The sequence below is a fragment of the Frigoribacterium endophyticum genome (assembly GCF_011759585.1).
In the GTDB taxonomy this organism is placed as follows: Bacteria; Actinomycetota; Actinomycetes; order Actinomycetales; family Microbacteriaceae; genus Frigoribacterium; species Frigoribacterium endophyticum.
Window position 1 is genome coordinate 1,198,915 of record NZ_JAAOYV010000001.1, and the last position, 14,875, is coordinate 1,213,789.

General features: G+C 71.3%; 13 protein-coding genes. 10 read left to right on the forward strand and 3 right to left on the reverse strand.

What is annotated here, in order from left to right; genetic code table 11:
• The first annotated feature begins 48 nt into the window (after positions 1-48).
• The 5 genes from yajC (at position 49) to FHR77_RS05590 (ending at position 6,068) form a co-directional block, all read left to right on the forward strand.
• On the forward strand, positions 49-471 hold the full coding sequence (yajC, locus tag FHR77_RS05570) for a preprotein translocase subunit YajC (protein WP_167259146.1): 423 nt from the start codon (positions 49-51) through the stop codon (positions 469-471).
• A gap of 94 nt (positions 472-565) precedes the next feature.
• Positions 566-2,326 carry a protein translocase subunit SecD gene (gene secD, locus FHR77_RS05575; RefSeq protein ID WP_167259147.1) on the forward strand — a complete coding sequence of 587 codons (1,761 nt, stop codon included), beginning with the start codon at positions 566-568 and terminating at the stop codon, positions 2,324-2,326.
• Complete coding sequence (secF, locus tag FHR77_RS05580) at positions 2,326-3,336, forward strand: protein translocase subunit SecF (RefSeq protein WP_167259148.1); 1,011 nt, start codon at positions 2,326-2,328, stop codon at positions 3,334-3,336. The genes secD and secF overlap by 1 nt, the downstream gene beginning before the upstream one ends.
• The gene (locus tag FHR77_RS05585) at positions 3,333-3,689 is read left to right on the forward strand and encodes a rhodanese-like domain-containing protein (RefSeq protein ID WP_167259149.1); all 357 of its coding nucleotides are present in this window, start codon (positions 3,333-3,335) and stop codon (positions 3,687-3,689) included. Before secF ends, FHR77_RS05585 begins: the two co-directional genes overlap by 4 nt.
• A 96-nt stretch (positions 3,690-3,785) precedes the next feature.
• The gene (locus FHR77_RS05590) at positions 3,786-6,068 is read left to right on the forward strand and encodes a RelA/SpoT family protein (RefSeq protein WP_082514350.1); all 2,283 of its coding nucleotides are present in this window, start codon (positions 3,786-3,788) and stop codon (positions 6,066-6,068) included.
• 28 nt (positions 6,069-6,096) lie between these two features.
• Here FHR77_RS05590 and FHR77_RS05595 read toward each other — a convergent pair whose 3' ends face one another.
• The 3 genes from FHR77_RS05595 to FHR77_RS05605 form a co-directional block, all read right to left on the reverse strand.
• Positions 6,097-6,651, reverse strand: coding sequence for a type IV toxin-antitoxin system AbiEi family antitoxin (locus FHR77_RS05595; protein WP_167259150.1), 555 nt, complete (start codon positions 6,649-6,651; stop codon positions 6,097-6,099).
• Positions 6,652-6,754: 103 nt separating this feature from the next.
• Positions 6,755-7,993: a DUF349 domain-containing protein gene (locus FHR77_RS05600; protein ID WP_197982295.1), complete on the reverse strand. Its 1,239-nt coding sequence runs from the start codon at positions 7,991-7,993 to the stop codon at positions 6,755-6,757.
• Positions 7,994-8,077: 84 nt separating this feature from the next.
• Complete coding sequence (locus FHR77_RS05605) at positions 8,078-8,857, reverse strand: peptidylprolyl isomerase (RefSeq protein WP_167259152.1); 780 nt, start codon at positions 8,855-8,857, stop codon at positions 8,078-8,080.
• A 136-nt stretch (positions 8,858-8,993) separates the two neighbouring features.
• Between FHR77_RS05605 and FHR77_RS05610 the strand changes: the two genes are divergently transcribed.
• The 5 genes from FHR77_RS05610 (at position 8,994) to ruvX (ending at position 14,873) form a co-directional block, all read left to right on the forward strand.
• Positions 8,994-10,406, forward strand: coding sequence for a replication-associated recombination protein A (locus tag FHR77_RS05610; protein WP_167259153.1), 1,413 nt, complete (start codon positions 8,994-8,996; stop codon positions 10,404-10,406).
• A 232-nt stretch (positions 10,407-10,638) separates the two neighbouring features.
• Positions 10,639-11,268: a 30S ribosomal protein S4 gene (rpsD, locus tag FHR77_RS05615; RefSeq protein ID WP_082514352.1), complete on the forward strand. Its 630-nt coding sequence runs from the start codon at positions 10,639-10,641 to the stop codon at positions 11,266-11,268.
• 154 nt (positions 11,269-11,422) lie between these two features.
• Complete coding sequence (locus FHR77_RS05620) at positions 11,423-11,623, forward strand: hypothetical protein (protein ID WP_167259154.1); 201 nt, start codon at positions 11,423-11,425, stop codon at positions 11,621-11,623.
• A 65-nt stretch (positions 11,624-11,688) separates the two neighbouring features.
• Positions 11,689-14,361 carry an alanine--tRNA ligase gene (gene alaS / locus FHR77_RS05625; protein WP_167259155.1) on the forward strand — a complete coding sequence of 891 codons (2,673 nt, stop codon included), beginning with the start codon at positions 11,689-11,691 and terminating at the stop codon, positions 14,359-14,361.
• A 2-nt stretch (positions 14,362-14,363) separates the two neighbouring features.
• Positions 14,364-14,873, forward strand: a complete 510-nt coding sequence (gene ruvX / locus FHR77_RS05630; protein ID WP_167259156.1) for a Holliday junction resolvase RuvX — start codon at positions 14,364-14,366, stop codon at positions 14,871-14,873.
• Positions 14,874-14,875 lie beyond the last annotated feature (2 nt).

The following is a 14,875-nucleotide window of genomic DNA, read 5'->3' on the forward strand; positions in this document are numbered from 1 at the left end:
CAGCACCGCCGCCGACGACAACCTCCTAGCTCCGAAAGGCAGTTCCTCATGGACGCCACATCGCTCATCATGGTCCTCCTCCTGGTGGTCCTCGTCTTCTTCATGTTCCGCAACAAGAAGAAGCGCGACCGTCAGCAGGCCGAGCTGCAGACCGCGCTCGTGCCCGGGGTCGAGGTCATGCTGACCTTCGGCGTCTACGGCACCATCGTCTCCGTCGACGACGAGACCACCACGGCCGAGGTCGAGGTCGCTCCCGGCACCGTCCTGAAGGTGCACCGCCAGACCCTCGGCCGGGTCGTGACGCCCCCGGTGGCCGCCGACGACGACACGGTCGTCGCCGACGCCGACGAGGTCGACGGCCGTCCCGCCGGCCAGCCGGTCGACCTGACCAAGCCCGCCTTCGGCGAGCGTGCCCCGGGCGACCGGGTCGACACCTCGGCCTCCGACGACGAGAACCCCCGCACCGTCTAGACCGCCGTCGCGGGGCCACGACCCGGCCCCGCCCGCCCCCCCGGCGCGCGCTCCTCACCAGGGCGCGCGCTCCCATGAGAAAGCAGACTCCTCCGTGGCACGCTCGACGCCGGTCAAGAAGGCCCTTCGTTCCCTGACCTGGTTGTTGGTCATCATCGCGGGGCTGACCGCCCTCAACGGCACCGCCACCCTGCTGAACGGCAAGGCCGACTGGGCCGCCGGAGCAAGCTGGGTGCCCGAGCTCGCGCTCGACCTGCAGGGCGGCACCCAGATCACCCTCGCGGCGCAGCTCGCGAGCGGCGAGTCCGTCTCGAGCCAGCAGCTCGACCAGGCCGTGACGATCATCCGCCAGCGCATCGACTCGGCCGGAGTCTCCGAGTCGGAGATCACCCGCCAGGGCTCGCAGAACATCGTCGTCTCGATCCCTGGCCGGCCCGACAACGCGACGCTGGAGCGCATCGAGGCGTCCGCCCGCCTGACCTTCCGCCCCGTCCTGTACACGGAGGCCGTGAGCACGGCGGCCGTCGGGGGGGACGACGCCGACGGCGCGTCCGCGAGCCCCTCGGCCACGCCCTACACGCCGAACCCCGAGCTCAACTCGACCCCCACGGCCTCGCCGACCAACGCCTCCGACCTGGCCTGGATCACCGAGCAGCTGGCCGACGAGTACACGAACTACCAGTGCGCCGCCGACAACGACCTCGCGACCGCGCCGGACGACGAGCCGCTCGTCACCTGCTCGACCGACGGCACGTCGAAGTTCATCCTCGGCCCCGTCGAGGTCCAGGGCAGCGACATCAGCGACGCCACCAACGGCCTCGCCACCGACTCGCAGGGCAACTCGACGAACACCTGGGCCGTGAACCTCGAGTTCAACGGCCAGGGCTCGCGCGAGTTCAGCGACGTCACCTCCCGCCTCGTGACCCTGCAGGCGCCGCAGAACCAGTTCGCGGTCACGCTCGACAACCAGGTCATCACCGCTCCGTCCGCCAACGCCGCGATCACCGACGGCAAGGCGCAGATCACCGGCTCGTTCACGCAGGACACCTCGAAGACCCTCGCCGACCAGCTCAAGTTCGGTGCTCTGCCCATCAGCTTCACGGTGCAGAGCAACGAGAACATCACGGCGACCCTCGGCCAGACCCAGCTCGTCAGCGGCCTGATCGCCGGCCTGATCGGCCTCATCCTCGTCGTGATCTACTCGCTCGTGCAGTACCGGGCGCTGGCCTTCGTCACGATCCTGTCGCTCGTGATCGCGGCCACCCTGACCTACCTCGTCATCGCGATCCTCTCCTGGCGGGAGGGCTACCGGCTGTCGCTCGCCGGCGTGACGGGGTTGATCGTCGCCATCGGCATCACCGCCGACTCGTTCATCGTGTACTTCGAGCGCATCCGCGACGAGCTCCGTGACGGGCGCATCCTCGAGTCCGCCGTCGAGTCGGGCTGGCGTCGGGCCATCCGCACGATCATCGCGTCGGACACGGTCAACTTCCTCGCCGCCATCACGCTCTTCATCCTCGCGGTGGGCAACGTGAAGGGCTTCGCGCTCACGCTCGGCATCACGACGGTCATCGACCTGATCGTCGTGGCCCTGTTCACGCACCCGATGCTCCAGCTGATCGCCCGCACGCGCTTCTTCGGCGAGGGCAACCCCCTCAGCGGGCTCGACCCCAAGGCCCTCGGCGCGGTCTACCGCGGCCGGGCACAGTTCCGCACCCCGGCACCCGTCGGGGCTCGCAAGGGCGCCGGTGGTCGCGAGGCCGCCAAGCGCCAGACCATCGCGGAGCGCAAGGCCGCCGAGAAGAACGGCGACCGTGTCGACGACACGACGCGCACTGACGGGAAGGACTCCTGATGGCCAGTTTCTCGAAGTTCGGGAACGACCTCTACACGGGGGCTCGCTCCTACGACATCGTCGGCCGACGCCGTACCTGGTACATCGTCGCCGTCGTCGTCCTCATCCTGTCGGCCACGGTGCCCTTCCTCCGCGGCGGCTTCCACTTCGGCATCGAGTTCACCGGCGGGTCCGAGTTCCAGGTGGCCCAGCCCGCCTCCCTCGACCAGGACGTCGCGACCGAGACCGTCGAGGCGGTGGCGCCCGGCTCGACCCCCCGCGTGACGCAGGTCGGCTCCGACACCATCCGCGTGCAGACCTCGCAGCTCGAGCCCGCACAGACGAACGACGTCGCCGACGCCCTGGCCGAGGCCTACGACGTGCCCGCCGACCGGGTCACGTCGTCGTTCATCGGGGCCTCGTGGGGCGCCGACATCACGGGCCAGGCCATCAAGGGCCTCGTGATCTTCCTCATCCTCGCCGCGATCGGCATGACGCTCTACTTCCGGACGTGGAAGATGTCGCTGGCCGCCATGGCGGCCCTGCTGCACGACCTCGTCCTGACGGCCGGCATCTACGGCATCGTCGGCTTCGAGGTCACCCCCGCGGCCGTCATCGGCTTCCTCACCATCCTGGGCTACTCGCTGTACGACACGGTGGTGGTCTTCGACAAGATCCGCGAGAACACCACGGAGGACGGCGAGAGCTCGAGGCGGACCTTCGCGCAGTCGGTCAACCTCGCCGTCAACCAGACGCTCGTGCGGTCGATCAACACCTCCGTGGTGGCCCTGCTGCCCGTCGCGGCGATCCTGTTCATCGGCGCGTTCGTCCTCGGGGCCGGCACGCTGCGCGACATCTCGCTCGCCCTGTTCATCGGCATCCTCGTGGGCACCTACTCGACGATCTTCATCGCGTCGCCGCTCTACGCGACGCTGCGGATGCGCGAACCGGCCCTGGCCGACCGCGACGCGAAGAAGACGGCGGCCTCCGCCCCCGTCACCGCCGACGAGCGCGCCGAGGTCGGCTCGTGACCGCCGGTGCCGGCTCGTCCGATTTCCCCGACGTCACCGCCGCGGAGGCCGTCGCCCTCGTCGCCGACGGCGGCTACCTGCTCGACGTGCGCGAGCGCTCCGAGTGGGACGCCGGCCACGCGCCGCAGGCCGTGCTCGTGCCGCTCTCCGAGCTGGGGGAGCGCCTCGACGAGGTGCCGACCGACCGAGACGTGCTCGTCGTCTGCCACTCGGGGATGCGCTCGATGCGTGCCTCGGCGGCGCTTCGTCGATCAGGTCGCCGAGCCGTCAACGTCGAGGGCGGCATGCTCGCCTGGCGCGACGCCGACGGCGAGCTGACCCGCGACGGCGGGGGCCCGGCGTCGGTCGACTGACCGCGAGAGGGTAGCGTTGTCGGAGCGGGTCACCGCCACGGCCACCACCCACCCGACGGGGCCGAGGAGGCCCCAGGACGAGAGCGAGGCGCGGTCGTGACCGAGATCACCACGAGGAACGACGCGCCGCCCGAGCCTCAGGGCACGGCGTCGCTCCGCACGCTGCTGCCCCGGCTCTTCTCCCGGAGCCAGCCGGCCGGTGCCGTCGACCGCCTGGTCAAGACCGTCCGCATGCACCACCCGAAGGCCGACCTCGTGGTCATCGAGAGGGCCTACAGCGTCGCCGAGCGCGCCCACCAGGGGCAGCTGCGGAAGAGCGGCGAGCCGTACATCACGCACCCCGTGGCCGTCGCCCAGATCCTCGCCGACCTCGGCATCGGCTCCAAGACCGTCGCCGCCGCCCTCCTGCACGACACCGTGGAGGACACCGACTACACGCTCGACATGCTGCAGCGGGACTTCGGCGACGAGATCGCGATGCTGGTCGACGGCGTCACCAAGCTCGACAAGCTGAAGTACGGCGACAGCGCCCAGGCCGAGACGGTCCGCAAGATGGTGGTCGCGATGTCGAAGGACATCCGCGTGCTCGTCATCAAGCTGGCCGACCGCCTCCACAACGCGCGCACCTGGGGCTTCGTCGAGTCGGAGTCGGCGACGCGGAAGGCGACCGAGACCCTCGAGATCTACGCGCCGCTCGCGCACCGGCTCGGCATCCAGGCCATCAAGTGGGAGCTCGAGGACCTCTCCTTCGCCGTCCTCCACCCGAAGCTCTACGTCGAGATCGACAACCTCGTCAAGCAGCGCACCCCGCAGCGTGAGCAGTTCGTGCAGAACGTCATCGACGCGGTGAAGTCGGACCTCAAGTCGACGAAGATCCGGGGCGACGTCGTCGGCAGGCCGAAGCAGTACTACTCGATCTACCAGAAGATGATCGTGCGCGGCCGCGAGTTCGACGAGATCTACGACCTCGTCGGCATCCGGGTCCTGGTGAACTCGCTGCGCGACTGCTACGCCGTGCTGGGGTCCATCCACGCCCGCTGGAACCCCCTGCCGGGTCGCTTCAAGGACTACATCGCGACGCCGAAGTTCAACCTCTACCAGTCGCTGCACACGACGGTGATCGGGCCGAAGGGCCGACCGGTCGAGATCCAGATCCGGACGCACGAGATGCACCAGCGCGCGGAGTTCGGCGTCGCCGCGCACTGGAAGTACAAGCAGCGGATGAACGGCGGCCGTGACGACTCCAGCACGGGCGCGCGCACCGAGACCGACATGGCCTGGCTCGCGCACATCTCCGACTGGCAGGCCGAGACGGCCGACCCCGGCGAGTTCCTCGACAGCCTGCGCTTCGAGATCGGAGCCAAGGAGGTCTACGTCTTCACGCCGCAGGGCAAGGTCATCGGCCTGCCCTCCGGCGCCACGCCCGTCGACTTCGCGTACGCCGTGCACACCGAGGTGGGCCACCGGACGATGGGCGCCAAGGTCAACGGCCGCCTCGTGCCGCTCGAGAGCGTGCTCAACAGCGGTGACGTCGTCGAGGTGTTCACCTCGAAGAACCCGGACTCGGGCCCCAGCCAGGACTGGCTGAGCTTCGTCAAGAGCCCCCGGGCCCGGAACAAGATCCGGCAGTGGTTCACCAAGGAGCGCCGCGACGAGGCGATCGAGCAGGGCAAGGACGCCATCGCGCGGGCCATGCGGAAGCAGAACCTGCCGCTGCAGAAGCTGATGAACCAGGACTCGATCGCCGAGGTCGCCTCGCAGCTGCGACACGACGACGTCTCGAGCCTCTACGCCGCCGTGGGCGAGGGCCACATCTCGACGCAGTCGGTCATCGAGAAAGTGCTCGCCGCCGTCCAGCAGCAGAACGAGGTCGACGAGGGCGAGTTCGAGTTCCCGAGCAAGGGCGTCACGCGTCCGCTCCGCAACAGCGACTCGGGCGTGCTCGTGCGCGGGGCCCCCGACATCCTCGTCAAGCTCGCCAAGTGCTGCACGCCGGTGCCGGGCGACCAGATCGTCGGGTTCGTCACGCGGGGCCAGGGCGTCAGCGTGCACCAGGCCAACTGCCACAACGTGCAGGGCCTGATGAAGGAGCCCGAGCGGATGATCGACGTCGAGTGGGCGCCGTCGTCGAAGAGCGTCTTCCTCGTCCAGATCCAGATCGAGGCCCTCGACCGCAGCGGCCTGCTCTCCGACGTGACCCGGGTGCTCTCCGAGCACCACGTCAACATCCTCTCCGCGAGCGTGTCGACGTCCGACGAGCGTCTGGCCCTCAGCCGCTTCGTCTTCGAGATGGGCGACACCACGCACCTCGACCGCGTCCTCAACGCGGTGCGTCGCATCGACGCGGTCTACGACGTCTACCGGGTGAGCGCCGGCTGACGGGCCTGGCCTCCGTCGACCCGGTGCCTCAGCCGAGCACCGGGTCGACGAGGGCACGCAGGAGCGCCTGCGCCCGGGCGCGACCGACCGCCGACGAGTGGCGCCGCGAGAGCGACAGGACGGTGCGTGGCTCCACCTCGTGCTCGGCGAGCACCCGGAGGGCCAGTTGCTCCGACCTCCCGCTGGCGTCGCTCAGCCGGAGCAGGTCGAGCACCGTCCGCGCCGGCGACGTCACGAGACCCCCGCCGAGACGGACGACCTCGTCGTCGTCGATCCGCACCTCCGACACGCGGCTGCCCGACGGAGCTCCGCGGCTGCGGGCCGACGACGACACGAGGCACTGGAGGTCCGGGGGAGGCGCGGCGCAGGCCCCCCAGATCCAGGCAGCGGTGCGGCGGGCCGCGATCGTCCTCGACGACGACTCCGACAGGACCGACCGGGCCCGCGCCTCCGCGTCGTCGGGGTCGGCCACGGACGACCAGCGGTCACCGAGCGCGTAGAGCTCCCCGTCGAGCACGGCCGCCCGCAGCTCGGCCTCGGGGAGGTCCCGAGGGCTGAGGAGGCGGGGGAGCGGTCGGCGCACGGGCCCAGCCTGGCGCACCGGGGCCGCGACGACGGACCGCCCGCGCTCTCCTGTGGAGAGGGCGGGCGGTCGTGGTCGATCGGGGCGACGCGTCGCGGGCCGGTCAGGAGCCGAGTGCGTCCAGCCAGACCCGGCGGGCGTCGAGGGCCTCGCGGGCCTCCGCGACGCGACGCGCGTCGCCGGACGCCTCGGCCGCCGTCAGCTCCTCCTGGAGCTTCGTGATGGCGTCCTGCAGCTGGCTCGCGAGGCCCTCCGAGCGGGCCTTGCGCTCGGGGTTGTTCTTCTCCCAGAACTGCTCGTCGAGCTCGCGCACGTGCGACTCGACCTTGCGCAGGCGGTCCTCCACCGAGCGGAGCTGCTCGCGGGGCACGCGGCCGATCTCGTCCCAGCGCAGCTGGACGGAGGTGAGCTGCTCGCGGGCCGGCACGCGGTCGGTCACCGTGAGGATCTTCTCGGCCTCGTCGAGCAGGGCCAGCTTGGCCGCGAGGTTGCCCTCGTACTCGACGTCGTCCTGCGCGGCGATCTCGCCCTTGGCGGCGTAGAGGACGTCGCCGGCGCGCTTGAAGCGCGCCCACAGGGCGTCGTCGTACTTCTTGCCGGCGCGGCCCGCGCGCTTCCAGTCGTCGAGCAGGTGGCGGTACTCGGGGATGCCGTCCGCACCGCGGGCCGCCAGGGCGTCCGCGGCCTCGACGAGGGCCTGCTTGCGCTGACGGGCCTCGCGGTGGGTGGAGTCGAGCTCGGCGTAGAACGCCTTGCGGTGCTGGTCGATGGTCGACCGGGCCGCGCGGAAGCGCTTCCAGAGGTCGTTGCCCTCGCCCTTGGGGATGCGCGGTCCGTCCTGCTGGTGCTTCTGCCAGCGGGCGAAGATGTCGTCGACGGAGGCGGTGACCTGCTTCCACTGCACGCGCGCTGGGTCCTGCGCGGCGAGCGTCTCGGCCTCGACGACGAGCGACGTGCGGTAGGCGACGGCCTCGGTCAGCGCCTCCTGCGCCTCGGCGCTCTGCTTCTCGGTCATCTCGCCGACGGTCGAGTCTAGGGCGGCCACGCGCGTGCGCAGGGCCTCGATGTCGCCGACGGCGCTCGGCTCGACGAGCTGCTGGTGCAGGGCCTTCACCGTCTTCGCGACGTCGGAGGCGGAGGCGCCGCGCTTCACCCGCTGCTCGAGCAGGGTGACCTGCCCGTTCAGCTCGGTGTACTTGCGCTCGTAGTAGGCGAGGGCCTCGGCGGGCGTCGCGTCGGGGTACTGCCCCACGGCGCGCTCGCCCTCGCCCTCGCGCACGTACACGGTGCCGTCGTCGTCGACTCGGCCCCAGGGTGCCCGATCGTCAGTAGCCACTGTCATCCCTTGCTGGAGGTGCTCGTCGCGGCGCTCAGGACGAGCCCCCGCGATGGGTGCCCAGCCTATGGCACGAGGAGGCGCGGAGGACTACTCCAGGGACGCGGACGTGATGGTGGTCGGCACCACCGGCGCGCCGTCCGTCTCGCTGGTGCCCGGCGTGAGCCCGGCGTCGGTGATGTTCGCGGTCAGCTGGTCGAGGCCGCTCGTCACCCGGCCCACGACCGTGTACCCGCCGGTCGAGGCGTCGAGGTAGGTGTCGCCGTAGGTGACGAAGAACTGGGTCGACTGCGAGTCGGGGCTCTCGCCCCTGGCCATCGCGATCGTGCCCGCCGGGTACAGGCCGTCGGTCGGGACGTTCTCGAGCGGCCCGAAGGTGAAGCCCGCGTCGCCCGTGCCGTCGCCGTTCGCCGAGCCGCACTGGAGGAACTCGGCGGAGTCGGCGTCGCTCATGCGGTGGCAGCTCGTGCCCGTGTAGAAGCCCTCCCGCACGAGGTCGACGAGCACGGAGGTCGCCTGCGGCGCCGCGGCGCCGTCGAGCTCGACGCCCAGCTGCACGTCGTCGTTGAGGTCGAACTGCCCCGTCCAGGTGCGGCCCTCGGCGATCTCGGCGCTCGGGACGTCGCCGGTGCCCGTCGCCTCGGCCGTCGACGAGGCGCTCGGCGACGGGGTGGACGCCGCCGTGCCGGGGTCGTCCTGGCCCCAGACCACCTGCGTGAGCACGGCGAGGCCGACGACGACCACCACGCCCACGACGGCGAGGACGTCGTCGCGGCGGCGCCGGGCGACCTGGGCGGCGTGCACCTGCTTCCGGGCGGTGTACCGCCTCAGCCTGTCGCGGGACTCCCGGTCGTTCTTCGTCGCAGCCACGCGTGTCCTCCGTGCTCGGCCGTCGCTCGCCCGGACGGACGAGCTCGTGTGGTCGGGTCGACTGTATCGGGGCGGACGGCGGCGTCGACGACGGCCGCTGCTCCCGTGTCGGGGGCCCGGTCTAGCATGGGTGCCCATGAGCCCGCTCCCGCAGAGCTCGACCCCACTCGCGGTCCGCATGCGCCCCACCAGCCTCGACGAGGTCGCCGGTCAGCGGCACCTGCTGCGGCCCGGCTCGCCCCTCGTCACCCTCGCCTCCGACACCACGGGGGAGCAGGGCGCCGTCTCGGTCATCCTCTGGGGCCCGCCGGGCACGGGCAAGACGACCCTCGCGCAGGCCATCGCGCACAGCTCCGGTCGGCAGTTCATCGAGCTGTCCGCCGTCACCGCCGGCGTGAAGGACGTCCGTCAGGTGATGGAGAAGGCCCTGACGAACCGGGACCTCTACGGCACGACGACCGTCCTCTTCCTCGACGAGATCCACCGCTTCACGAAGGCCCAACAAGACGCGCTGCTGCCCGGGGTCGAGAACGGCTGGGTCATCCTCATCGCCGCGACCACCGAGAACCCCTCGTTCTCGGTCATCACGCCCCTGCTGTCGCGGTCGCTCCTGCTCACGCTCGAGCAGCTGAGCGACGACGACCTCGGCGACCTCGTCCGTCGCGCGGTGCACGATCCCCGGGGCCTCGACGACCGGGTCGTCCTCGACGACGAGGCGCTGTCGACCATCGTCCGGCTCGCGTCGGGCGACGCCCGCCGGGCGCTGACCGCGCTCGAGGCGTCCGCCCACGCCGCGACCGCGACGACGGCCGAGCTCACCGCCGCGGGCGCCGCGACCGAGGAGGTCGACGGCGACGCGGACTACGACCCCGACGCCGAGTACGGCGACGACGGTGACGGGGGCGACGGCCGACCGGTCATCACCGCCGAGACCGTCGCCCAGTCCGTCGACCGCGCCCTGCTCCGCTACGACCGCAACGGCGACGAGCACTACGACGTCATCAGCGCGTTCATCAAGTCCGTCCGCGGCTCGGACGTCGACGCCGCGCTCCACTACCTCGCGCGGATGATCGAGGCGGGGGAGGACCCTCGCTTCATCTGCCGGCGCATCATCGTCTCCGCCTCGGAGGACATCGGGATGGCCGACCCGAACGCGCTGACGGTGGCCGTCTCCGCGGCCACGGCCGTCCAGATGATCGGCATGCCGGAGGGGCGCATCCCGTTGGCCGAGGCCGTCGTGTACCTCGCCACGGCGCCGAAGTCGAACCGCTCGTACAGCGCCCTGGACGCCGCCATCGCCGACGTCAGGGCGGGAGGCGCCGGCCCCGTCCCGAAGCACCTCCGCGACGCGCACTACCCCGGGGCCCGCCGCCTCGGCCACGGCAAGGGCTACAAGTACGCGCACGACTCCGAGTTCGGCGTGGTCGAGCAGCAGTACCTCCCCGACGAGATCGTCGACCACACGTACTACGACCCCACCTCGAACGGCAACGAGCGCGACGTCGCGGCCCGGCTCGAGAAGCTGCGCCGCATCACCCGCGGCCGCTGACGCCCGAGCGCGACTCGCCGCCTCGGTCCTGTCGCGCAGCCGCAGCCGCTCCTGTATGCTCGTGGGGTTGCCTAGAACTCGGGCGTCGATGCGCGGCTGCTGAAGACGTCCCCGAGAGAGGTGCGACGACCTGTAGCCGGTCGCCACCGCGGCACTCACCCCTCTTGTTACGCCTGCCGGCGCTCGCGCGCTGGGCCGGCCCTCCATGATCCACGACAAGAACAGGACGACCGTGTCGACCAAGTCACGTACCCGCAGCAAGACCCGTCTCTCGCGTGCCCTCGGCATCGCGCTGACCCCCAAGGCCGCCCGCTACCTCGAGAAGCGTCCCTACGCTCCCGGCGAGCACGGCCGCACCAAGCGCAAGACCGACAGCGACTACGCCGTCCGTCTCCGTGAGAAGCAGCGCCTGCGTGCCCAGTACGGCATCCGCGAGGCCCAGCTCCGCATCGTCTTCAACGAGGCCCGCAAGGCCTCGGGCCTGACCGGTGAGAACCTGGTCGAGCTGCTCGAGACGCGTCTCGACGCCCTGGTCGTCCGTGCCGGCATCGCCCGCACCACGGCCCAGGCCCGTCAGATGATCGTGCACCGTCACATCCTCGTCGACGGCAAGCTCGTCGACCGCCCCTCCTTCCGTCTGAAGGAGGGCCAGATGATCCACGTCAAGCCCAAGAGCGAGAAGATGGAGATCTTCCAGGTCTCCGCCGCCGGTGGCCACGTCGACCTCCTCCCCAAGGTGCCCGCGTACCTCGAGGTCGAGATCGACAAGCTGCAGGCCCGCCTCGTGCGTCGCCCGAAGCGCGCCGAGGTCCCCGTGACCTGCGAGGTCCAGCTGGTCGTCGAGTACTACGCCGCCCGTTAGCACCTGCTCCACAGCGACTCCGGAGGGAGCGCGCCGCTCACGTGGCGCGCTCCCTTCGTCGTCCCCGCCGGCCCCGTGCCCGACCGCCCGACCGTTCGAAGTAAGCTGACGTGTCGACCCGCGCCGTCCCGGCGCAGACCCGTGAGGAGCATCCGTGAAGAGCCTGATCCTGCTGTCCGTCGGCGTCGTCCTCGGGCTCGGCATCGCGCACCTCGCCGTCCGCACGGCCGGGGGGCAGCGCCTCCTCGACGACATCGACGGCAGCGTCACCTCGTTCCGCGCCGCGGTCGTCGACGGCTACAAGACCCGCGAGGCCGAGCTGCGCTCGGCGACGGACCCCACGACCGAGGGCTGACCCGGCCGGGGCCCCGCGCCTCCTCTTCCGCCCCCGCACATCACCGCAGCACCCCTGGGAGAACCATGCAGACCGCAGAGATCCGCCGCCGTTGGCTCGAGTACTTCGGTGAGCGAGGCCACACCGTGGTCCCGTCCGCCTCCCTGGTCAGCGACGACCCGTCGCTGCTCTTCACGGTCGCCGGCATGGTGCCGTTCATCCCGTACCTGACCGGCCTCGTGCCGACGCCGTGGCCCCGGGCCACGAGCGTCCAGAAGTGCATCCGCACCAACGACATCGAAGAGGTCGGCAAGACGCCGCGGCACGGCACCTTCTTCCAGATGAACGGCAACTTCTCCTTCGGCGACTACTTCAAGGACCGCGCGATCGAGTACGCGTGGGGGCTGCTCACCTCGAGCGAGGCCGACGGCGGGCTGGCCTTCTCGCCGGACGACCTGTGGGTGACCGTCTACGAGGAGGACGACGAGGCGATCGAGCTCTGGAAGCGCATCGCGGGGCTGCCCGACGAGCGGATCCAGCGCCTCGGGAAGGACACGAACTACTGGCACACCGGCCAGCCCGGCCCCGCCGGCCCCTGCTCCGAGATCTTCTTCGACCGGGGCCCGGCCTACGGCGTCGACGGCGGCCCGGCCACCGACGACGACCGCTACGTCGAGATCTGGAACCTCGTGTTCATGCAGTACCAGATCGAGAACGTCCGCTCGAAGGTCGACTTCGACATCGTGCGCGAGCTGCCCGCGAAGAACATCGACACCGGCATGGGCCTCGAGCGCGTCGCGTTCCTCAAGCAGGGCGTCGACAACATGTACGAGATCGACCAGGTGCGCCCCGTGCTCGACGCCGCCGCGGAGCTGTCCGGCCGCTGCTACGGCGCCGTGCACGACGACGACGTCCGCATGCGGGTCATCGCCGACCACGTGCGGAGCGCGCTCATGCTGCTCTCCGACGGCGTCCGTCCGTCGAACGAGGGGCGCGGCTACATCCTGCGTCGCCTGCTCCGCCGAGCCGTGCGGTCCATGCGCCTGCTGGGCGTGGAGGGGGCCACCTTCCCGGTGCTCTTCGCCGCCTCGCGGGACGCCATGAAGGCGGCCTACCCCGAGGTCGAGACCGACTACGACCGCATCTCGCAGCTCGCCGTCGGCGAGGAGGAGACCTTCCTCCGCACGCTCTCGGCCGGCACCGACATCCTCGACATCGCCGTGGCCGACACGAAGCGCCGCGACGAGGGCTCCGGCTCCCCGCGACTCGCGGGCGACACGGCCTTCCTCCTCCACGACACCTTCGGCTTCCCGATCGACCTGACGCTCGAGATCGCGGAGGAGAACGGCCTCACGGTCGACCGCGAGGCCTTCGACCGCCTCATGAGCGAGCAGCGGGCCCGCGCCAAGGCCGACGCGAAGTCGCGGAAGACCGCCCTCGCCGACCTCAGCGTCTACAGCGCGTTCCGTGCCCACGGCGAGACCGTGTTCACGGGCTACGACGTGCTCGACACCGAGTCGACCGTCCTCGGCATCATCGTCGACGGTGCCTCCGTCGACCGTGCCGTCGCGGGCGACATCGCCGAGGTGATCCTCGCGGAGACCTCGCTCTACGCGGAGTCCGGCGGGCAGGAGGCCGACGCCGGCAGCATCGTCGGCACGGGCTTCGACCTCGAGGTGCTCGACGTCCAGAAGCCGGTCAAGGGCCTCATCAGCCACCGCGTCCAGGTGCGCTCCGGCGAGGTCGGCGTCGGGGACGCCGCCACGAGCGTCGTCGACCCCGTGTGGCGCCGCGGCGCGACGCAGGCGCACTCCGCGACCCACCTCGTGCACGCGGCGCTCCGCGAGGTGCTCGGGCCGGAGGCGCACCAGGCCGGCTCGTACAACAAGGCCGGCTACCTGCGCCTCGACTTCAACTGGAACCAGGCCCTCAGCCCCGCCACGCGGTCGGAGATCGAGGAGATCGCGAACCGCGCCATCCGCGACGACCTCCAGGTCGTCACCCGCGAGATGCCCCTCGACGAGGCCCGGGCGATGGGCGCCATGGCGCTGTTCGGCGAGAAGTACGGCGAGACCGTGCGGATGGTCGACATCGGGGGCCCGTGGTCGCGGGAGCTCTGCGCCGGCACCCACGTCTCGACGAGCTCGCAGGTCGGGCTCGTCAACCTGGTGAGCGAGACCTCCGTGGGCTCGACCAACCGCCGGGTGGAGTCGCTGGTCGGCCTGGACGCGTTCCGCGAGTTCGCGTCGGAGCGCGCGATCGTGGCCCAGCTCACGTCGTCGCTCAAGGCGCCGCGCGAGCAGCTGCCCGAGCGCGTGGGCGACCTGGTGGCGAGCCTCAAGGCCGCCGAGAAGCGGATCGCGGAGTTCGAGTCCGCCCAGCTCGCGACCCGGGTGCCCTCGCTCGCGGCGACGGCCGCCGTCGTCGGCGAGCTGACGGTCGTGGCCGAGGACGTCGGCGCGCTGCGCACCACCGACGAGCTGCGCTCGCTCGTGACGTCCGTGCGTGAGCGTCTCGGCTCCTCGTCCTCGTCCGTCGTCGCCCTGGCGGCCGACGTGCAGGGCAAGCCGGCCGTCATCGTCGCCACGACCGACGGTGCTCGTCGGGCCGGCGTGAAGGCGGGCTCCCTCGCCCGCGCGGCCGCCGGCGTGCTCGGCGGCGGCGGAGGCGGCAAGGACGACCTCGCGCAGGGCGGCGGCTCCGACGTGGCCGCCGTGCCGGCGGCGCTGGCCGGCATCGTCGCGGCCCTCCGGGGCTGAGGGTGCGTCGCGGGGTGCGGCTCGGCGTCGACGTGGGCCGTGCCCGCATCGGCGTCGCCCGCACCGACCCGGACGGCATGATCGCGACCCCGGTCGAGACCGTGCCGAGGGCGGCGGACGGCACCGCCGACGTCGACGCCATCCTCGCCCACGCCGCTGAGGCGTCGGCCTTCGAGATCATCGTGGGCCTGCCGTTGTCGCTGTCGGGCGGTGACACTCCCTCGACCACCGACGCGCGCGACTTCGCCGCCGTCCTCGCCGGCCGGAGCGACGTGCCGGTCAGGCTCGTCGACGAGCGGCTGTCCACCGTCAGTGCACAGGGAGCACTGCGGGCCTCCGGGCGCAAGGGCCGTCGACAACGATCCGTCATCGATCAGGTCGCCGCTGTTATCATCGTGCAGCACGCGCTCGACCTCGAGCGGTCGAGCGGTCGCCCGCCCGGTCACCTCGTGGGCGCACCCGGCCCCGACGACGGCGCCGGGGCCCTCCCCGTACCCGACGAAGGACGATGAAC

Excerpts from the sequence above, each read along its gene's own strand:
- yajC (WP_167259146.1), top strand. The coding sequence starts at position 49 with ATGGACGCCACATCGCTCATCATGGTCCTCCTCCTGGTGGTCCTCGTC.
- secF (WP_167259148.1), top strand. The coding sequence starts at position 2,326 with ATGGCCAGTTTCTCGAAGTTCGGGAACGACCTCTACACGGGGGCTCGC.
- FHR77_RS05600 (WP_197982295.1), bottom strand. The coding sequence starts at position 7,993 with ATGACAGTGGCTACTGACGATCGGGCACCCTGGGGCCGAGTCGACGAC.
- FHR77_RS05610 (WP_167259153.1), top strand. The coding sequence starts at position 8,994 with ATGAGCCCGCTCCCGCAGAGCTCGACCCCACTCGCGGTCCGCATGCGC.
- alaS (WP_167259155.1), top strand. The coding sequence starts at position 11,689 with ATGCAGACCGCAGAGATCCGCCGCCGTTGGCTCGAGTACTTCGGTGAG.